Source organism: Amycolatopsis sp. 2-15 (genome assembly GCF_030285625.1).
GTDB lineage: Bacteria > Actinomycetota > Actinomycetes > Mycobacteriales > Pseudonocardiaceae > Amycolatopsis > Amycolatopsis carbonis.
Genome location: NZ_CP127294.1, coordinates 8238995 through 8257266, shown reverse-complemented (window position 1 = coordinate 8257266; position 18272 = coordinate 8238995). Strand labels below are relative to the sequence as shown.

Sequence of the window (18272 nt, the reverse complement as noted above, 5' to 3'; positions counted from 1 at the left end):
GACCGAGGGGCTCCGGTCCGGTGTGGACGCACCCGGGCCGGGGCCTCTTTCCATGCCCGCGGCAGAGTGTCAGTGGTGGTGCGCGTGCGCGTGGTGCCCGGCCGCGGTGAGCAGCAGCGCCAGCCGGGGGTCGGAGTCCAGCCCCAGGTAGAACGAGAACGTGGCCAGCGCGCCGAACTTGCCCTCGTCGGTGAGCTGGCGCTGGAAGTGGTTCACGTGGTGGTGCACGGCGTTGTCGATGGTGCGCAGCACCTCGATGCCGGCTTCCGAGGCATGCACGGCGATGACCCGACGGTCGTCGGGGATGCGGGCGCGGTGCACGAGCCCCTTCTCCTCGAGTTGGCGGATCAGGCGCGACGCGAGCGCGGGAGCGATGTCGAGCCGCTCGGCGACCTTGTTCACCGGCAGTGGTCCCTCGGCGCCGAAGATCTGCAGCAGTGCCTGGTGCTGCAACGGCTGCAGCCCACCCGCGATGGCTTGCTCGTCGAGCAGCCGCAGGATCTTGCGCAGCACGAACCGCGCGTGGGCGATCGCCTTGACATGGTTGGCGAAGTCGAGGTCGCTCGACGCGACCGCGCCCTTGCCCCACAGGGCGAGTAGCTCCGCGGTCCCGTCCTCCACCGTGTTCCCCTCCCCGATTTAAAGCATCTTCAAGTCAATGACCTGAGGACACTATATCAGGGAAGGGCTCAGGAATCGGCGGCCGCGCGGATGGCTTCGGCGATGGCCGAGTCGGGGTCGAGGCCCACGTAGAACGCGAAGATCGACAGCGCCGACAGGCGTTCGTCCTCGGTCAGCTGGTGCTGCAGGAACGCGACGCTGTGGTGCACCTCGTCGTCGATCTCCGCGAGCTTCTCCGCGCCGGCGTCGGTGGCGACGACGTTGGTCGCGCGCCGGTCGCTCTCCGACGCCTCGCGCGTCACCAGGCCCAGTTCCTCCAGGCGGCGCACCATGCGCGACGCGAACGCGGCGGCCACGTCGAGCCTGGCCGCCAGTGTGCTCACCGTGATGCCGCGGGCCTCGTTGGACCCGTACACCTGCAGGAGTGCCTGGTGCAGCAGGGGTTCCAGGCCGTGGGTCTTCGCCTGCTCGTCGACGATCCGCAGCACGCGGCGGGTCACGTAGCGCGCGTCGGCGATGTTCTTGACGTACGCCTGGAACTCGCGGCTGCGCTTGGCGTCGCCGATGTCGGCCCACTTCGTGTAAGCGCGCATTGCGTCGTTCATGGGGCTGGGCTTCCCTTCGGACGAGCACGGCCTCTCGGACGAGCGCGGCGGCGAGCGAACCCGGCGATCATACGTCGCACCATTTTAGTTGACTAAAGTCAGGTATTCTTGTTAGCCTTCTGGCGTCACCCCCCAGGAGGTCACCCGATGGCTCTGCACCCCGCGGACAGTGATCCCAGCGGATTCAAGGCGGCGCTCGGCTCTTTCGCGGCCAGTGTCAACGTCATCACCCTCAGGGACGCGGCCGGTCGCCCGCTCGGCATGACCGCCACCGCGTTCTCGTCGGTGTCGGTCGATCCGCTCATGATCCTGGTCTGTGTCAACCGTTCCACCCGCACCTACGAGCGCATCGCCGAAACCCGCCGGTTCGGCGTGAACATCCTCGGCTCGCCCGCGCGCGAGATCTCGGACCACTGCGCCCGCCCGGGCGCGGACAAGGCCCTGCCCGAGGAATGGCTCACCCGCCGCGAAGGCTGGCACAGCCCGGCCCTTTCCGGCGCCCTCGCGTTCCTGGACTGCGAAATCGACCAGGACGTCCACGCGGGCACGCACGCCGTGCTCATCGCAAAGGTCGGCGGCATCGGGCTCAGCTCGGCGCTGCCGCACCACGAACCGCTCCTGCACTTCCGGGGCAGCTACCGGCAGTTGCAAGCAGGAGTCCACCACCCGCGGCCCCGGCCGCTACCGATCGCACTGGAGGAATCGGCGTGACGCGTTCCGGCAAGGACTACGTCGAAGGACTGCGCGACAACCGGCGGGTGTTCGTCGACGGCGAATACGTCTCCGACGTCGCCGCGCACCCCGCATTCAAGGGGGCCGTCGAGTCCATCGCGCGCGTGTACGACCTCGCGCACGACCCGGCCAACGCCGCGGAGATGACGTTCCCGTCCCCGACCACCGGCGCCCCGGTGAACCTGTCGTACCTCATCCCGCGCGGCGAGGACGACCTGCGCCGCCGCCGGGTCGCGCTGCGCAAGACGGCCGAGGCGACGTTCGGTCTCATGGGCCGCGGACCCGAGCACGTCGCGGGCTTCCTGGCCGGCTGGGCGGGCCGTTCCGACGTCTTCGCGGCGGGCGAGCAGCGCTTCGCCGACAACGTCACGAAGTTCTACGAGTACGTGCGCGACAACGACCTCTACTGCTCGTACGCGATCGTGCCGCCGCAGATCGACCGCAGCAAGCCCGCGCACCAGCAGGCCGACCCGCACCTGTACGCGGGCGTCAAGGAGGAGCGTGAGGACGGCATCGTCGTCGCCGGCGCGCAGATGCTCGGCACGGGCGCGGCGATCTCCGACTACCTCGTGCTCAGCTGCATCGTGCCGCTGCAACCGGGTGACGAGGACCAGGCGATCTCCGTCGCCGTCCCGATCGGCGCCGAGGGCCTGAAGATCTACTCGCGCCGCAGCTACGCCGAAGCCGCCACGAGCGTGTACGACTACCCGCTCGCCACGCGCTTCGACGAGACCGACTCGCTCATCGTGTTCGACGACGTCTTCGTGCCGTGGGACAAGGTCTTCGTGTTCCGCGACCGTCAGATCACCAGCGACCAGTGGAGCCGCACGCCGGCGCACCTGCTGGGCAACAACCAGGCCCAGATCCGCTTCTCCGTGAAGCTGGACCTGCTGGCGGGCCTCGCGCTGCGCGTGGCGCGCATGAACGGCTCGGACAAGTTCCCGCCGGTGCGCGGCGTGCTCGGCGAGCTGGCCGCCCACGCGGCCATGGTTTCCGGCCTCGTCTACGCGCAGGAACAGAACTGCGAGCTCGACGAGAAGGGCGTGGCCTGGCCGGGGCGCGAGGAGTGCTACGCGACTATGACGCTGCAGTCGGACTTCTACCCGAAGCTGCTGCACCTGGTCCGTGACCTCGTCGGCGGCGGCGTGATCCAGCTGCCGTCCTCGGCCGCCGACTTCGAGAACCCCGAGGCCCGCGCCGACTTCGAGCGGTACGTGCAGTCGCCGGGCCACCCGACGATCGAGCGCGTGAAGCTGCTCAAGCTCGTGTGGGACCTCGTCGGCTCGGAGTTCGCGAGCCGCCACCAGCAGTACGAGATGTTCTACGCCGGCGCGCCCTTCCTGGTGAAGTCGCGCATGAGCCAGATCTACGACTTCGCCCGCGCGGAGGCCCTCGTGGACGGCGCGCTGGCCGGTTACGACCTCGGTGGCCGCACGGAGACCGTGCAGGCGTAAGTGAGGCAGACAGACCGCGGGGCGCCCGGCCGAAGGTCGGGCGCCCCGTTTCCATCCCGGACGACCTCCACGCCGCCCTCGACGAAATCCACCGCCGGTCGGGTGCGTACCAGCCCGGGCCGACTCGGGCCGGCCCGCTCCTCGACGACGGGCACGGCGCACTCGAGCGCATTCGCAGCAGCAGGCACTAACCTGGGCCGAAGCCGACAGAAAGGGCCAGGCCCGGTGAGCAACGAGGCGAACTTCGCATCAGACCTCTACCAGGGCACCGCCGAGTACTACGACCGTTACCGGCTGCCGTATCCGACATCCCTGCTCACCCATCTGGTCGCCGGCACCCACCTCTCCGGGCGCGGACGCCTGCTGGATCTGGCCTGCGGGACCGGCCAACTCGCCTTCCCGCTCAGCCCACACTTCGCAGAAGTGTGGACCGTGGACCAGGAACGGGACATGATCGAAACCGTTCGCGTCAAGGCGGCTGAGACGCGCGTGAGGGATCTTCGCCCCATCGTCTCCAGCGCCGAGACGCTTGCTGCACAGCCGGACTACTTCGAGCTGGCCGTCGTCGGCAACGCCTTCCACCGGCTGGAGCGCGACCAGGTCGCCCGCCGGATACTCCACTGGCTCGTTCCCGGCGGGTACCTCGCATTGTGCTGGTCTTCCTCGCCCTGGGCGGGCGGGGAAGACTGGCAGCGATCACTCGCGGCCACCCTGAACCGATGGCAGCGGGAGCTCGGTGCCGAGCACAGGATTCCCGAAGACGCGGACCGGGCGCGCCGGCGCCGATCCGATCCCGATGTGCTGTCCGCAGCCGGGTTCGAGGTGCTCGGCCGCCATGCCCTCACGGCCGAGCACCATTGGAGCCTGGCAGAACTCACCGGCCACATTCGCTCCACCTCGTTCCTCCCGCCCGCGGTCATCGCCGACCGGGCCGCCGCATTCGATGCCGACCTCGCAGCCACCCTCCGCCCACACAACGACGGCGGTGTCTTCACCGAGACCGTGAGCTTCGCCTACGACCTCGCCCGCAAGCCCGTCTGAGTCCGTGAGCCAAGTCGGGGCGGGGCGCCCGGCCGAAGGTCGGGCGCCCCGTTTCCACATCCACGCAACGATGGCGTACCGCGCGCGCGAGAAAGGGCGCCCGGCGGGGACCGGGCGCCCTTTCTCGCGTGTCCGCTGTGGACGGTTCAGCTCGCGCGGTAGCGCACCTCGAACGTGAGGCAGCCTTCCTCGCTCGTCCACGGGCCGTGCTCCATGCCCGGCGGGCGGCAGGCGTAGTCGCCGGCGGAGAAGGTCTTGCCGAGGCGCGTGTCGTGGAACGAGCCTTCGAGGATGTAGACCTCTTCCCAGAAGTCGTGCACCTGCACGCCGTTCGGGGTGGTGTCCGTGCCGGGCTCGAAGCGCAGGATGCGCGTCGCCACGCCGCTGTCGCCGTCGGCGGCGAGGATGCGTTCGGTCAGCTGCGGCACGACGCCCGCGCAGGGCGTGAACTCCACCGTCTTGGCGGGGAAGAACTCGTGTTCCGGTTTGGCCATGGGGGTTTCTCTCTCCAGATGCGAGGGGTCAGGACACCGAGTAGGCGTGGGTGAGCTCGGGGCCGCCGGGCAGGGCCAGCGACAGCGTCCAGGCCTTCCCGGGCACGAACTTGCCGTCGAGCAGCGTCAGGGTGCCGCAGAACATCACCAGGTCGCGCTCGGCCGAGCCGCCGAGCAGGGCCAGCACGTCGGTGGGGATGCGCAGGGCGCTGAGCGGGCCGTGCTGGTAGCGCACGCCGTCCACAGTGGATTCGGCGACGATCGCGTCCCAGTCGGGGTTCTCGACCGGGATCACGGTGGTGCCAAGCGGCTTGGGGCAGGCCGCCTTCGAGTCCTTGACGCTGGAGGTCTCGATGTCGCGGTCGGTGTGGTCGGAGCCCACCGTGAGGTAGAGCTTGCCGCCCGCGCGCACGAGCACCGGCTCCACCTCGCCGGAGGTGTTGGTGCCGTCGACGGAAATGGCGGCGGCCTGCGTCGCCAGGGCCGCGTCGAGCTCGTAGAACGCCGGGACGGAGTCGGGCGGCGGCACGCCGATGGCGGCGAGTTCGTCGATGTGGTGCTTCACGGCGGCCTCGTCGCGGCCGGTGTAGCCCGCGACCACGAGGTCGAAGTCGGCGACCGCGACGGTTTCGCCCGTCCCGGCCACGGTGAACGTGAGTGCGGTCATGCGTGCGCTCCTCGGATGGTCAGTTCGCGGTAGCTGGGGAGCCGGTCGTCGAGCACGGGGAACTGCTCGCGCGTGGCGGGGACGACGCCGGGATCGACGTCGCACCAGGTGATCCCCTCTTCGGTGCCGGCCTCGGCGAGCACGGTGCCCCAGGGGTCGACGACGCGGCTGTGCCCGCCGAGCTCGACCCCGCCCTGGGTCCCGGTGGCGTTGCACGCCACCACCAGCACCTGGTCCTCCACCGCGCGGGCGGTGGTGAACAGGCGCCAGTGGGCGAGCCGCGCCGCGGGCCAGGCGGCCGGCACGATCACGATCTCCGCGCCGGCGTCGACGAGGCAGCGCCACAGCTCGGGGAAGCGCAGGTCGTAACACGTGGTGCCGGCGACGGCGCCGAACGGCGTCGCCACCGCGGACACGTGGTCACCGGGCTTGAGCAGCTGCGCTTCCTTCGACTGGTAGCCGAACACGTGCACCTTGCTGTAGCTGTGCACGAGCTCGCCGGTCGGGTCGAACAGCACGGCGGTGTTGCGCAGGGCGCCGTCGGGCAGGCGCTCGACGAAGCTGCCGCCGTGCAGGTACGCGCCGGTCTCGCGGGCCAGCTCGCCGAGCCGCGCCAGCGACGGTCCGTCGGCCGGTTCGGCGTCACGGGCGTAGTCGTCGAAGGCGAAGTACCCGGTGGCCCACAGCTCGGGCAGCACGATCAGGTCGGCCGAGGCCGCCGAGCGGACGAGCCCGGCCACCCGGTCGAACCGGGCGGCGACAGGCTCGTCCTCAGGGCTGCCGATCTGGACGAGGGCGATCTTCACGAGGCCTGCCACAGGTCGCGGGCGCCCGCGGCGACGATGTCGTCGTAGGTGAGCTCGCGGTCGGTGAGCCCGGTCGCGCGGGCGAACCCGGCGAGCCCGGCCACGGCCTCGGGGGAGATCGCCGGCTGGTAGAACGGCCCGTCCCGCTCGATCAGGCCGGCGATGAGACCGGCCTCCATCTCCGGGAACAGCGCGGTGCCGACCTTGGTGGCCAGCGACGGGTCCCGGCGCAGCTCGCGCTGGGCCCGCAGCACGCCGCGAGTGACGGCGGCCGCCTCGTCCGGGCGTTCCGCGGCCGTGCGGTCCGTGGTCATGAGCGCGGGGAACGTGTACAGCGAGTGGGCGGACCCGTCGCGGCGGGCGTCCACCACGACCTTGCCGACGCCGCGCTGCACGGCGACCTCCGTGCCCATGCCGTTGGCCCAGAAGGCGTCGATCCGGCCTTCTTCCAGGGCCCGGGCGGCCGTGACGCCGAAGGAGACGTCGCCGGCGACGCCCGCGACCGGGGCGATGGTGACGCCGGCCCCGGTCAGGTCCACGCCTTCGGCCTCGAGCAGCCGGCGCAGGCCGAGGTCTGGGCCGGGCGCGGCACCGATGCGGACGTCGTGGAGCTTGGCGAGCGTCTCGCGGGTGATGTCGAGGTCGGGCCGCACCACGAGGAACCAGTACATGTTCTGCGCGAGCGCGGCCAGCAGCTTCTGCTCGCCCCAGGTGGAGTCGGCGTAGAGCGGAGCGTGGGCGCACCCGGCGAGGTAGTCGATCCGCCCCTCGCGAAGGGCGATTGCTGCGTCGGTGACGGGGAACAGGAGTTCCCACTCCACGTCGAGACCCTCGTCGCGAAGGTACCCGAGCTCCACGGCCGCGATGGCGGGGAAATAGGAGTTCGAGACGAGGTCGGGCACGGCAAGGCGCATGGTGGCCTTCCTAGTCAAATTAACAGTACTCAAGTAATGTACTTAGCTTAGTATTTCGGGTCAAGCTGGCGCGCCAGGGGCGCCGGCTGCGGCGTCTTGACGGCCCGCAGGATCACCACGGTGATCGAACACAGCACCGCCGGCACCGCGAAGACCAGGAAGTACACCGGGAAGGGCAGCGAAGCGGCGAGCAGGTAGCCGCCGATGAGCGGGCCGAGCAGTCCGCCGAGGCGGCCGATGCCCAGTGCCCAGCCCAGGCCCGTCGCGCGGGCTTCCGGACCGTAGGTGGCCATCACCAGCGTATGCACCACGTTCTGGCCGCCGATGATGAACGCGCCGGCCAGCGCGTTGAGGATGTACAGCGCGATCACCGACGACGCGAACCCGAAGAGCACGAGGCACACGCCGCCCGCGGCGAACGCGATGGAGAGCGCCACGTACTGGTTCATACGGTCGAGCACCCAGCCGAGGATGAACCCGCCGATCGTGGCCGCGGCGGCCTGCTCGATCGCATACGAGTAGCTGCCGACCAGCGACAGGCCGTGCTTCACGAGCAGCGACACCATCCAGAAGTCGAGCGCGTAGACCACGAACTGCAGGAACAGGTAGAGCAGCGAGAGCGTGAGGGTGGAGTTGCGGTAGCGCGGCGCCCACAGCGTGCGCAGCTGGATCTTGCCGTTCTCGGTGCGCGGGCCGGTGAAGAACGTGGCCGGGTCGGCGGCCTGCGCCGTCGGCCAGATCGCCGGGAAGACCTTCTTCACGGTCGCGAGCGCTTCGTCGTACCGGCTGCGCGTCGCGAGGAACTGCGGCGTTTCGGGCACGAACCAGGCGATCAGCACCGCGACGATCAGCGCCGCGTAGGAGATGTGGAACAGCGGCCGCCAGCCGAAGTCGGGCACCAGCAGCGTGGCAGCGACGGCGGCGAGCACGAAGCCGAACGTGAAGCAGCCCGCCGACACGGCCGTCATCCGGCCGCGCCGGCGCAGGGGCACGTACTCGCCCAGCATGGCGATCGTCGCGGGCAGCACACCGCCCATGCCGATGGCGGCGCAGAACCGCAGGATCGCGAACTGCGTGTAGTCGCCGGCGAACCCGGCCGTGCCCATGAAAACGGCGAACACGGACACGCCGAGCACGAGCATGCGCTTGCGCCCGAAGCGGTCGCCGAGCGCGCCGAGGCCGACAGCCCCGAGGAACAGGCCGATGAAGGTGAACGACGCCAGCCACCCCGCCTGCACGGGCGAGATGTGCCACTCGGCGACGATCTTGGGGAGTGCGTAGGACAGGGACTGCAGGTCGTAGCCGTCGAAGATCACCGCGCTGCCGCCGATCGCGGCTATCGCGAGGACCCGGCGGGGCATCGGGGTTTCGGTGAGGATCTGGTCGAACGTGGCAGCGGGTCGCATCCGCGCTCCTCGGCCCGGGCGGCACCCAGCACCACGACACTCACCGGCGAGTGCGGGCGGGGGACGGGTGCCGCGGGTTGATGGGGGGATTTATTTAACTTTAGTACCTGACTTGACAGCCATAAATGATGCGGGAGACGATAGGTCGTGCCCAGGGATGTGTCAACGCCGAACGAGAGGGGTTCCGCGGACGATGTGGACTCTCACCGGCGCGGGAATCCTTCCTGGCAAGGAGAATCGTGATCGTGCCGTGTCCGGCCCCGTGCGGTTTCGTGGCGCGGCACGCGTTTGTTAACGGCCTCTGTAACAAGGAGTCCGTGAGTTCTTCCCGTCGACGAAAGAGGAACCGACAGCCGTGAACGACTATCCCTACGGTGACCTCCGGGAGTACCTGGCCGAGCTGGACCGCCGCGGGCTGCTGGTGCGGGTGAGCCGGCCCGTCGACAAGGACACCGAGCTGGTTCCGTTGGTGCGCCTGCAGTTCCGCGGGCTGCCGGAGGCCGAGCGCAAGGCGTTCCTCTTCGAGAACGTCACCGACGGGTCCGGGCGCCGCTACGACGGCACCGTGGTGATGGGAGCGTTCGCGTCCTCGCGCGCGGTCTACACCACCGCGCTGGCCGCGAAGCCCGACGAGGTGGCCGGGCGCTGGGCCGCGGCGCTCTCGAACCCCGTGGAGCCGGTGGTGGTCGAGACCGGGCCGTGCAAGGAGAACGTCCTCACGGGACAGTCCCTCCTGGACGCCGGCGGCGTCGACGGGTTCCCGCACCCGATCTCGACGCCCGGCTTCGACCCGGCGCCGTTCCTCACCGCGCCGTACTGGGTCACGAAGGACCCGGAGGACGGCACGTACAACGTCGGCATCTACCGCGGCATGGTGAAGGGCCCGGACCGGATCGGGCTGCAGATGGACACCCCCACGCAGCACATCGCGATCCACCTCGCCAAGGCCCGCCGCCTCGGCAAGAAGCTCGAGGCCGCGATCGTGCTCGGCGCGGTGCCCGCGGTCGGGTTCGCCGGCGCGCAGAAGATCCCGTTCGGCGTCAGCGAGTACGCCGTGGCCGGTGGCCTGATGGGCCGCCCGCTCGAGGTGGTGCGCTGCGAGACCGTGGACCTCGAGGTGCCCGCGCACGCGGAGATCGTGCTCGAGGGCGAGATCGACCCGGAGCACCTCGAGTCGGAGGGTCCCTTCGGCGAGGCGAGCGGCTACATGGGCGCGAAGACGACGTCGCCCGTGTTCCGGGTCCGCTGCATCACCCACCGCACGGCGCCGGTGGTGCAGGCGTTCATCAGCGAGTTCCCGCCGAGTGAGTCGACGCTGATGCGCAAGATCGCGTTCGAGAACGTGTACCTGCGGTTCCTGAAGCAGGCGTGCAACATCAACGCGGTGCAGCGCTTCGTCACGCACGAGAGCGGCACGTGCAACATGTTCTTCGTGATCCAGCTGAAGGACCCGACGCCCGGTCAGGCGCGCCAGGCCCTGTACGCCGCGTCCGGGTACGAGGCCTCGATGGGCAAGACGATCATCGCCGTGGACGACGACGTCGACCCCGAGGACCTCAGCGCCGTGGTGTGGGCGATGAGCTTCCGCATGCAGCCGGCCCGCGACGTCACCATCCTGCCGGGCAAGCTGCCGCGCCTCGACCCGTCGGCCGCCGAGGACGGCAGCCTGTCCTCGGCACTGCTGATCGACGCCACGCGCAAGCGCCCGTACCCGCCGACCTCGTTGCCGGCCAAGGAGTTCATGGACCGGGCGCAGGACCTGTGGCAGGAGCTCGGCCTGCCGGAGCTGTCGCTCGCCGAGCCGTGGCACGGTTATGAACTGGGTGAGTGGTCCGACGCCGACCGGCACCGGGCGGCCGAAGCGGTGCAGGGGCGGTACGCCTCGACCGAGGAGTGACGCTGTGTCCACAGTGGGCCTTCGAGGTCCACTGTGGACTTACTCGGCGACGTCGAGGAGCTCCACGGTCCGGTCGTCGAGCAGTGGCACGATGCCGTCGAGGACGAGCCGCTTGAAGTGCTCCGTCTCGCGGTGCTCGGCGAACGCCTCCCTCGATACGTAGCGCTCCAGCAGGAGGATCGAGCGCGGGTCGTCGAACGAGCGGTAGACGTCGAACGCCAGGTTGCCCGGCTCGGTGCGCGCCGCCTTCGCCAGCTGCGGCACCAGCGCGGCGACCTCGTCCTCCTTGCCGGCGGTCACGGTGTAACGAGCGATCACCTGGAGCTGGGGCATGTGCGGTCTCCTCGCGGTCTGGTGTCGTGATGGCTTCAGTCCCGCGGCGGACTGTAGTCGAGGTGCGGGTCGTGCGGCCCGGTTCTGTGGCCTGCCTCGCGTCGGTTGATATTGAAGTCGACTCCAAATTTGAAGCGTGCCATAATCGGGCCCGTGACCGGGCTGAGGGAACGCAAGAAGCAGCAGACCGCGCGGCGGATCTCCGACGTCGCGATCGGGCTGTTCGTCGAGCGCGGCTTCGGCGAGGTGACGATCGCCGAGGTGGCCGAGGCGGCGGACGTTTCGGAAGGCACCGTCTACAACTACTTCCGCACCAAGGAAGACCTGGTGCTGCCGCCCGACGAGGCGTCGCCGAAGCGGCTGGCCGACATCGTGGCCGGGCGCGCCGCCGGCCAGTCGGCCGCCCACGCGGTGCTCGCGCGTTTGCGCGAAGAGATCCGTGGTCGCGAACGGACCGTCGGGCTCACGCCCGGGTTCGGGCGCGTGCTGGCGCTGATGCTTGCGACGCCGTCGCTGGCCGCGCGGCTCGGGGACCTCGCGGGGCAGATGGTCGACGAGCTCGCCGCGCTGCTCGCGGCGGAGACCGGCGCGGCGGCGGGGGATCCGGTGCCGCGGCTGGTCGCGAGCCAGATCGGCTGGCTGCACTCGCTCGTGTTCGGAGAGATCGGTGCGCGCACCGTGGCGGGCGAGGCGCCCGACGTCATCGCCGGGGTGGTCGAGGAGCTGCTGGACACCGTCGAAGACCTGCTCGGCGAGCGGGTGCTGAGCTACGCGGTCCGTGAGGAGGACGCATGATCGAGCGGGTGCGGCTCACGCGCTACATCTCGCCGTTCCGCGAGGGTGGTTCGCTGCCCGGCTTGATGGAGGCCGACGACGAAGGCACCTACGTGGTCAAGTTCCGCGGCGCCGGGCAGGGGCCGAAGGTGCTGGTGGCCGAGGTGCTGTGCGCCGGGATCGCCCGGCTGCTCGGGCTGGCCGTGCCGCGGCTGGTCGAGGCCGAGCTGGACGCGGCGTTCGGCCGGCTCGAGGGCGACCAGGAGGTGCAGGAGCTGCTGCGCGCGAGCACCGGGCCGAACCTGGGCGTCGACTTCCTGCCGGGCGCGTTCGACTATTCGGTGCGCGCGTTCCCGGTCGACGCCGAGTTCGCGAGCCGCGTGCTGTGGTTCGACGCGCTGATCAACAACGTCGACCGGTCGTGGCACAACCCGAACCTGCTGTGGTGGCACCGCGAACCCGTGCTCATCGACCACGGCGCCGCGCTCACGTTCCACCACAACTGGGCGGGCGCGAGCGCCTACCCGGCACGGCCGTACGCTGCGAGCGAGCACGTGCTGCTCGGCTTCGCCTCCGAAGTGGACGCGGCCGACGCGGCGCTGGCTCCGTTGCTGGACGAGGACGCGCTGCGCGCGGTCACCGCCGCGGTGCCCGACGCCTGGCTCGTCCCGGAACCGGGGTTCGGCAGCGCCGCGGAGCTTCGGGAGGCATACGTGACCCAGCTGTCGCATCGGCTGTGCGCCCGCGACGCGTGGCTCCCGCCGCTGCGCGAAGCGGCGCTGTCCGCCGACCTGGCGGCGCGCCCGTGAGCGAGGAGTACGAATACGCGGCCCTTCGCGTCGTCCCCCGGGCCGACCGCGAGGAGTCCATGAACGGCGGAGTGCTCCTCTACTGCCGCGCCCGCAAGTTCCTCGCCGCCGCCGTCGACCTCGATGCCCGGCGCCTGCACGCCCTCGACCCCACCGCCGACGTGGACACCGTGCGCGCCCTGCTCATCGCCATCGCGGCCGGTTGCGCCGACGCCCCCGACGCCGGCCGGCACTTTCGCTGGCTCACCGCGCCGCGCAGCACGGTCGTCCGCGCGGGTCCCGTCCACACCGGCTTCGCCGACGACCCGGCCGCGGAGCTGGACCGGCTGCTGACCGCGCTGGTCCGCCCGCTCGGGAACCACTGAGATCCAGGCAGACCGCTCATACCGGCGCCGGTGATGCTGAACCACGGGTACTTCCCGGGCGAGCGTCAGGTACCGGCCCGGCCGGCTAGACCCGTGGCAGGGCCCTGCTGTCGAGGCAGACCCGGCGGCGGTCAGCCGGGTCGAGTCGGACCGGGACCTGTGCCCCGACGTGGCCGATCTGCGTCCGCCGCGCCGCGGTGCGGAAACCGAAGCGCGCCGTGGTGGTGTCCTCGCTGCCGTCGGCGCGCCGCACCCGCACGGCCACGTTCGCCAGCGTCGCTTCGGGCTCGGGCAACGCGTCCGCCGGCACGGTCAGGAAATCGATGCCGGTGATGGTGGCCGTGGCCGCTTCGCCGGTCGCCACGAACGGGGCGGCCTCCTCCACCCTGACCGGGAGATTGCCGTCCGGCAGCGGGTGCCGGGCGTACCGCTGCCCCAGCGCGAGCGCCGCCATCTCCCGCAAGCCCGGCACCCGGCCGATCGGCGCGGGCACGACCGACGGATCGAGGCCCAGTCGGACGACGGCGGCCACCTGCTCGGCGTGTGCCTTGTCCCGCGACGCTTTGGCCCCCGAGCCCACCCGGGGCGGCCACGCGATCTCGAACCGCTCCGGCTTCGCCCGGTCGATCGTCGCCGGCAGTTCGTCGCCCTCCACCGGCGGCGTCTCGCCGACCGCGAACGCCCGGCTCGCCTGCCCCGCCGTCCCCGGCACGCCGGGGCCGCGCAGTACTCCCGAGAACCGGATGTGCCGGCTGCCGTCCTCACCCCCGGTGACCGCCGTGCCCGTCACGGTGAAGGTGCCTTCCACCGGGTCCTTGAAGGGCCGATCCCCAGCCGCCGCATCAGGCTCACGGTGAGGCAGTCTGCCACCCGGCGGCCGCCGGAGCCCTGTGACGGTGCACGCCAGTTGTCACCCGACCCCGGCCGCGCGGGGTGTTCGGAGGGCCGACGGGCAACAGGGGTGGTGGCGCGGCACCGGCCACGGCGATGAGTCTTCTGGCCACCGTGTGTTCTGATTCCTCACAGCCGGTCCGAGAGGGTTTTCACGATGGTGGTGTAGGCGTCCGGGTGCGCGAAATCGGGCGGCGGCCCCGCGGTCACCATCGCGGTCCGCATCTGGCCGTGGCTGATCCTGGTGACCACCAGGAAGGTGTTCTTGAACTGGTCATCTTTTTCGGTGCAGTAGAACGCGTTGTCACTGAGGTACTTCGGCTTTTCCAAGCAGGACTCGGCCGAGATCTTGAGCGAAGCCTTCACGGACGTCTCCCCGGGCGAAGCGAAGACGAGCAGGTTGCCGGACTTCGTCTGGTAGCTGCTGGTGAAGATGTAGTCGCACGTGTACCAGGTAATGCCGTTCCTGTTGTCCGGCGGTCCTTCACTCGTGACCAACTCTTGGCTCACGAGGAACGCCCGCTTGTACTCCGCGATGTCCATGAACGGACACGCGGAACTCAGCTTCGCCGGCGACGCCGCCGGCACGAACGTCGACACCGTCGACGGCGGTGCGCTGGTTTTCGTTGTCGCCTTCGTCGTGGCCGGCGCGCTCACCGTGCTCGGCGTGACAACGGGTCCCTTCGCCGCGGTGGCCGAACACCCCGCGGCAGCCGCCACCACAAAGGCGACGGCGATGAGTCTTCTGGGCAAGAGCATGCCCCGAATCCTGCCCGACCTTCGGGGAGATCTCGGCCTCGGAGATCCACTCGTGATCATCCGCCCTGCGACCTCCTCGCGGCCTGCGGCAACTACCTTCGACAGCGCGTAAGTGACAGATGGCGTGCCTTGCCACGAGCCCACCGGGTGCCGCCGGCGGGGCGCCGAGTTATGCTGAGTGTTCGAACACCTGTTCCCCTGTTCGGGGCAGGCCGGAAACGCTGTCTTCCCCGCGGCGGCTTCACGCGAGGACGGTGCGGTGGATCAGCGAGGCGGCTTCAACAACCCCCTCATGCGGTGGTCGGAGCTGGAGCGGATCGCGGCGGGGCGGGCGCCCGTGCAGGGCGACGGCGGGGACTCGCCCGCGTGGTCGCGCAAGCGGGAGGGGTACCGGGCGCCCGAGCGGTTGCGGCCGTGGGCGGACGTGGAGGCCGACGTGCGGCGGGTGCCGTACGCGGAGCTGCACCTGCATTCGTACTTCTCGTTCCTCGACGGCGTCGCGTCGCCGGAGGCGCTGGTCGAGGAGGCCGTGCGGCTGGGGCTTGACGCGCTGGTGCTCACCGACCGCGACGGGATGTACGGCGCCGTCCGGTTCGCCGAGGCCGCGCGCGAGATCGGGGTGCGCACGGGCTACGGCGCGGAGCTGTCGCTCGGCCTGCCGGCGCCGCAGGGCGGGGTGGCCGACCCCGTCGGCACGCACCTGCAGGTCATCGCCCGCGATCTCGAGGGGTACCGGCGCCTGTGCTCGGTGATCTCGCGCGGGCAGCTGGCGGGGGAGAAGGGCCGTCCGGTGCTCGCGCTCGACGACGTGGCCGACGAGCTGCGCGGCCACGTCCTCGTGCTCAGCGGCTGCCGCAAGGGCGCGGTCCGCAGCGCGCTCGCGCGGGGTGATGACGCGGGCGCGGCCGTGGCGCTGCGGACGCTGGCCGGGCGGTTCGGCCGCGAGAACGTGGCCGTCGAGCTGCTGGAAGAGGGCCTGCCGTTCGACGCCGTGCACAACGACCGGCTGGACGAGCTGGCGCGGGAGCTGCGGCTGCCGACGGTGGCGTCGAACAACGTCCACTACGCGCGGCCCGAGCAGGCCCGCCACGCCGCGGCCGTCGCGGCGATCCGGGCGCGGCGGTCCGTCGACGAGCTGGAGGGCTGGCTGCCCGCCGACGGCACGGCGTTCCTGCGCAGCGGCGCGGAACAGGCCGGTCGCTTCGCGCGGTACCCGGGCGCGGTGCAGCGGGCCGCGCTGCTCGGGGTGGAGTGCGCGTTCGATCTCGCTTTGGTGGCCCCGAAACTGCCGCCGTTCGCCGTGCCCGCGGGGTTCGCCGACGAGGACGACTACCTGCGCCACCTGACGTTCGAGGGCGCCGCGGCGCGCTACGGCGGCCGCGCGGACAACCCGAAGGCCTACGCCCAGCTCGACCACGAGCTCACGGTGATCCGGCAGCTCGGGTTCCCCGGCTACTTCCTCGTGGTGTGGGACATTGTCAGATTCTGCCGGGAAACGAACATCCTCGCGCAGGGCCGGGGTTCGGCCGCGAACTCTGCAGTGTGCTTCGCGTTGCAAATCAGTCACGCCGACCCCGTGAAGTGGGGGTTGTTGTTCGAACGTTTTCTCGCCCCCGAACGCGACGGCCCGCCGGACATCGACGTCGACATCGAGTCCGACCGGCGCGAGGAGGTGATCCAGTACGTCTACGCGAAACATGGTCGTTTTCACGCAGCACAGGTTGCGAATGTCATCACTTATCGTTCGCGTTCCGCCATCCGCGACGCCGCCAAGGCGCTCGGCTACTCCACCGGCCAGCAGGACGCGTTCGGCAAGCGGGTGGACCGCTGGTCGTCGGTCGCCAGCGGTTCGACGCCTGGGGAGCAGGGGCACGAGATCCCCGACGACGTGCTGGAGTGCGCCGCCTGGCTGGAGGACACGCCACGGCACCTGGGTGTGCACTCGGGTGGCATGGTGATCGCGAAGACGCCGGTGTCGGAGATCGTCCCGGTGGAGTGGGCGACGGCGGCCGACCGCAGCGTGCTGCAGTGGGACAAGGACGACTGCGCCGCGATCGGGCTCACGAAGTTCGACCTGCTGGGCCTGGGCATGTTGTCGGCGCTGCACTACATGATCGACCTCGTCGCCGAGCACCACGACGTCCACATCGGACTGCACGACCTCGACCTCGCCGACCCGGCCGTGTACGACATGCTGTGCGAGGCCGACGCGGTCGGGGTGTTCCAAGTGGAGTCCCGCGCGCAGCTCGGCACGCTGCCCCGCCTGCGGCCGCGGAAGTTCTACGACCTCGTGGTGGAGGTCGCGCTCATCCGGCCGGGGCCGATCCAGGGCGGTTCGGTGCACCCCTACATCCGGCGCCGCCGCGGCGAGGAGGAGTGGTCGCACGCGCATCCGTTGCTGGCGCCCGCGTTGGAGCGAACCCTCGGCGTGCCCCTGTTCCAGGAACAGGTGATGCAGATGGCGCGCGACGTCGCGTCGTTCACCGCGGCGGAGGCCGACCAGCTGCGCCGGGCCATGGGCGCCAAGCGCTCCAGCGAGAAGATGCGGCGGCTGGCGGGCCGGTTCTTCGAAGGCGCCGCGGCCAACGGCCTGCCGCCGGATCTGGCGGCCCGGATCTTCGAGCAAATCCACGCCTTCTCCGGCTACGGTTTCCCCGAGGCGCACTCGATGTCGTTCGCGCTGCTCGTGTACGCGTCAGCGTGGTTCAAGCGTTACTACCCGGCCGCGTTCTGCGCCGGCCTGCTGCGCGCGCAACCCATGGGCTTCTACAGCCCGCAGTCCCTGGTCGCCGACGCGCGCCACCACGGCGTCATCACGCGCTCGCCGGACCTCAACCTCTCCCTGCCGCACGCGACGCTGGAGTCCTGTTCGGACGGTACCGGCGGCGTCGCGATCCGGCTGGGACTCGCCGATGTCCGCTCGGTGGGCCAGGACGTCGCCGATCGCATCGTCGCCGAACGCGATGCCGGCGGGCCGTTCGCGTCGATCGGCGACCTGACCGAACGAGTCCAGCTGGCCCGCCCGGTCGTCGAATCCCTGGCCACGGCAGGCGTTTTCGGCGACCGTCGCTCGGCGTTGTGGGCCGCCGGCCCCGCCTCCGCCACGCGGCCCGACCACCTGCCCGGCCTGTCGCTCGGCCACCACGCGCCCCCGCTGCCCGGCATGACGGCGTTCGAGCTGGCCACCGCCGACCTGTGGGCCACGGGCATCACGCCGGACCGCCACCCCGTCTCGTTCCTGCGCACCCACCTCGACGCCCTGGGCGCCCTCCCGGCCGCTTCGCTCCTGTCGGTCCCCGACGGCACCCGCATCCGCGTCGGCGGCGCCGTCACCCACAAACAACGCCCCGCCACCGCCGGCGGCATCACGTTCCTCAACCTGGAAGACGAAACGGGCATGACCAACGTCATCGTGTCCGTCGGCGTGTGGCGCCGCAACCGGCGCCTGCTGCAGAACCACTCGGTGATCCTGGTACGCGGCATCGCCCAGGTGGGCCAGGGCACGGTCTCGGTGGTGGCGGACCGGATGGCGGCCCTGGACTTGAAGGGACTGGCCGCGAAATCGCGGGACTTCAGGTGAGGCCGGGTGTTCCCGCTCGAGCTGTCGGGCCTCGCGGCTGATGTCGTGATCTCACGCGCCGTTCGTACGGATGTCCTTTGCGACAGTGCTGTGAGATTTGGCTCGACGCAAGTTGATGTCGGGA

19 protein-coding genes are annotated in these 18272 nt (G+C 70.6%); 9 read left to right on the top strand and 10 right to left on the bottom strand.

Annotated elements, in window-relative coordinates; all coding sequences use genetic code 11:
* Positions 1-69 precede the first annotated feature (69 nt).
* A complete protein-coding gene (locus QRX50_RS40870; protein WP_285968434.1) occupies positions 70-621 on the bottom strand; it encodes a MarR family winged helix-turn-helix transcriptional regulator in 552 nt (183 codons plus the stop codon).
* A 68-nt stretch (positions 622-689) separates the two neighbouring features.
* Positions 690-1226, bottom strand: coding sequence for a MarR family winged helix-turn-helix transcriptional regulator (locus QRX50_RS40865; RefSeq protein ID WP_285968433.1), 537 nt, complete (start codon positions 1224-1226; stop codon positions 690-692).
* A 147-nt stretch (positions 1227-1373) separates the two neighbouring features.
* Between QRX50_RS40865 and QRX50_RS40860 the strand changes: the two genes are divergently transcribed.
* The 3 genes from QRX50_RS40860 to QRX50_RS40850 all read left to right on the top strand — a co-directional run bounded on the left by QRX50_RS40860 (position 1374) and on the right by QRX50_RS40850 (position 4453).
* Entirely contained in the window at positions 1374-1937 is a 564-nt protein-coding gene (locus QRX50_RS40860; protein ID WP_285968432.1) for a flavin reductase family protein, read from the top strand.
* Positions 1934-3412 (top strand): 4-hydroxyphenylacetate 3-hydroxylase family protein, encoded by a 1479-nt coding sequence (locus QRX50_RS40855; protein ID WP_285968431.1) that lies wholly within the window; start codon positions 1934-1936, stop codon positions 3410-3412. Before QRX50_RS40860 ends, QRX50_RS40855 begins: the two co-directional genes overlap by 4 nt.
* 225 nt (positions 3413-3637) lie before the next feature.
* The gene (locus tag QRX50_RS40850; protein ID WP_285968430.1) at positions 3638-4453 is read left to right on the top strand and encodes a class I SAM-dependent methyltransferase; all 816 of its coding nucleotides are present in this window, start codon (positions 3638-3640) and stop codon (positions 4451-4453) included.
* 146 nt (positions 4454-4599) lie between these two features.
* On the opposite strand, the gene QRX50_RS40845 is transcribed toward QRX50_RS40850, so the two are convergent.
* The 5 genes from QRX50_RS40845 to QRX50_RS40825 are packed head-to-tail and all read right to left on the bottom strand — an operon-like array spanning position 4600 to position 8740.
* Positions 4600-4947 (bottom strand): cupin domain-containing protein, encoded by a 348-nt coding sequence (locus QRX50_RS40845; RefSeq protein ID WP_220239106.1) that lies wholly within the window; start codon positions 4945-4947, stop codon positions 4600-4602.
* Positions 4948-4975: 28 nt separating this feature from the next.
* A complete protein-coding gene (locus QRX50_RS40840) occupies positions 4976-5614 on the bottom strand; it encodes a DUF2848 family protein (protein WP_285968429.1) in 639 nt (212 codons plus the stop codon).
* Positions 5611-6420 carry a carbon-nitrogen family hydrolase gene (locus QRX50_RS40835; protein WP_285968428.1) on the bottom strand — a complete coding sequence of 270 codons (810 nt, stop codon included), beginning with the start codon at positions 6418-6420 and terminating at the stop codon, positions 5611-5613. Before QRX50_RS40835 ends, QRX50_RS40840 begins: the two co-directional genes overlap by 4 nt.
* Positions 6417-7334 (bottom strand): ABC transporter substrate-binding protein, encoded by a 918-nt coding sequence (locus tag QRX50_RS40830; protein ID WP_285968427.1) that lies wholly within the window; start codon positions 7332-7334, stop codon positions 6417-6419. The genes QRX50_RS40835 and QRX50_RS40830 overlap by 4 nt, the downstream gene beginning before the upstream one ends.
* 47 nt (positions 7335-7381) lie before the next feature.
* Positions 7382-8740 (bottom strand): MFS transporter, encoded by a 1359-nt coding sequence (locus tag QRX50_RS40825; RefSeq protein WP_285968426.1) that lies wholly within the window; start codon positions 8738-8740, stop codon positions 7382-7384.
* 355 nt (positions 8741-9095) lie between these two features.
* On the opposite strand from QRX50_RS40825, the gene QRX50_RS40820 reads away from it, so the two are divergent.
* Positions 9096-10637, top strand: coding sequence for a UbiD family decarboxylase (locus QRX50_RS40820; RefSeq protein WP_285968425.1), 1542 nt, complete (start codon positions 9096-9098; stop codon positions 10635-10637).
* Positions 10638-10676: 39 nt separating this feature from the next.
* Here the strand turns inward: QRX50_RS40820 and QRX50_RS40815 are convergent, their stop codons facing one another.
* Complete coding sequence (locus tag QRX50_RS40815) at positions 10677-10970, bottom strand: putative quinol monooxygenase (RefSeq protein WP_285968424.1); 294 nt, start codon at positions 10968-10970, stop codon at positions 10677-10679.
* Between the two features lie 153 nt (positions 10971-11123).
* Here QRX50_RS40815 and QRX50_RS40810 point away from each other — a divergent pair, with 153 nt between their 5' ends.
* From QRX50_RS40810 to QRX50_RS40800, 3 genes are read left to right on the top strand one after another with little or no spacing between them, the layout of a single operon-like run.
* A complete protein-coding gene (locus QRX50_RS40810; protein WP_285968423.1) occupies positions 11124-11765 on the top strand; it encodes a TetR/AcrR family transcriptional regulator in 642 nt (213 codons plus the stop codon).
* Positions 11762-12553, top strand: a complete 792-nt coding sequence (locus QRX50_RS40805; protein ID WP_285968422.1) for a HipA family kinase — start codon at positions 11762-11764, stop codon at positions 12551-12553. Before QRX50_RS40810 ends, QRX50_RS40805 begins: the two co-directional genes overlap by 4 nt.
* Positions 12550-12918 carry a DUF3037 domain-containing protein gene (locus tag QRX50_RS40800; RefSeq protein WP_285968421.1) on the top strand — a complete coding sequence of 123 codons (369 nt, stop codon included), beginning with the start codon at positions 12550-12552 and terminating at the stop codon, positions 12916-12918. The genes QRX50_RS40805 and QRX50_RS40800 overlap by 4 nt, the downstream gene beginning before the upstream one ends.
* An 85-nt stretch (positions 12919-13003) precedes the next feature.
* On the opposite strand, the gene QRX50_RS40795 is transcribed toward QRX50_RS40800, so the two are convergent.
* Both QRX50_RS40795 and QRX50_RS40790 read right to left on the bottom strand, forming a co-directional pair.
* Positions 13004-13726, bottom strand: a complete 723-nt coding sequence (locus QRX50_RS40795) for a hypothetical protein (protein WP_285968420.1) — start codon at positions 13724-13726, stop codon at positions 13004-13006.
* A gap of 212 nt (positions 13727-13938) precedes the next feature.
* Positions 13939-14352 (bottom strand): hypothetical protein, encoded by a 414-nt coding sequence (locus QRX50_RS40790; RefSeq protein WP_285968419.1) that lies wholly within the window; start codon positions 14350-14352, stop codon positions 13939-13941.
* On the opposite strand from QRX50_RS40790, the gene QRX50_RS40785 reads away from it, so the two are divergent.
* Both QRX50_RS40785 and QRX50_RS40780 read left to right on the top strand, forming a co-directional pair.
* Positions 14351-14680 carry a hypothetical protein gene (locus QRX50_RS40785; protein WP_285968418.1) on the top strand — a complete coding sequence of 110 codons (330 nt, stop codon included), beginning with the start codon at positions 14351-14353 and terminating at the stop codon, positions 14678-14680. The two genes, QRX50_RS40790 and QRX50_RS40785, sit on opposite strands and share 2 nt — an antisense overlap.
* Positions 14681-14860: 180 nt before the next feature.
* Positions 14861-18148 (top strand): error-prone DNA polymerase, encoded by a 3288-nt coding sequence (locus QRX50_RS40780; protein WP_285974684.1) that lies wholly within the window; start codon positions 14861-14863, stop codon positions 18146-18148.
* The last annotated feature ends 124 nt before the right edge of the window (positions 18149-18272 follow it).

What these genes read in the sequence shown, in the direction of transcription:
- QRX50_RS40840 (WP_285968429.1), bottom strand. Translation starts at nt 5,614, where the DNA reads ATGACCGCACTCACGTTCACCGTGGCCGGGACGGGCGAAACCGTCGCG.
- QRX50_RS40785 (WP_285968418.1), top strand. Translation starts at nt 14,351, where the DNA reads ATGAACGGACACGCGGAACTCAGCTTCGCCGGCGACGCCGCCGGCACG.
- QRX50_RS40790 (WP_285968419.1), bottom strand. Translation starts at nt 14,352, where the DNA reads ATGGACATCGCGGAGTACAAGCGGGCGTTCCTCGTGAGCCAAGAGTTG.
- QRX50_RS40805 (WP_285968422.1), top strand. Translation starts at nt 11,762, where the DNA reads ATGATCGAGCGGGTGCGGCTCACGCGCTACATCTCGCCGTTCCGCGAG.
- QRX50_RS40825 (WP_285968426.1), bottom strand. Translation starts at nt 8,740, where the DNA reads ATGCGACCCGCTGCCACGTTCGACCAGATCCTCACCGAAACCCCGATG.
- QRX50_RS40860 (WP_285968432.1), top strand. Translation starts at nt 1,374, where the DNA reads ATGGCTCTGCACCCCGCGGACAGTGATCCCAGCGGATTCAAGGCGGCG.
- QRX50_RS40865 (WP_285968433.1), bottom strand. Translation starts at nt 1,226, where the DNA reads ATGAACGACGCAATGCGCGCTTACACGAAGTGGGCCGACATCGGCGAC.
- QRX50_RS40830 (WP_285968427.1), bottom strand. Translation starts at nt 7,334, where the DNA reads ATGCGCCTTGCCGTGCCCGACCTCGTCTCGAACTCCTATTTCCCCGCC.
- QRX50_RS40815 (WP_285968424.1), bottom strand. Translation starts at nt 10,970, where the DNA reads ATGCCCCAGCTCCAGGTGATCGCTCGTTACACCGTGACCGCCGGCAAG.
- QRX50_RS40780 (WP_285974684.1), top strand. Translation starts at nt 14,861, where the DNA reads ATGCGGTGGTCGGAGCTGGAGCGGATCGCGGCGGGGCGGGCGCCCGTG.
- QRX50_RS40845 (WP_220239106.1), bottom strand. Translation starts at nt 4,947, where the DNA reads ATGGCCAAACCGGAACACGAGTTCTTCCCCGCCAAGACGGTGGAGTTC.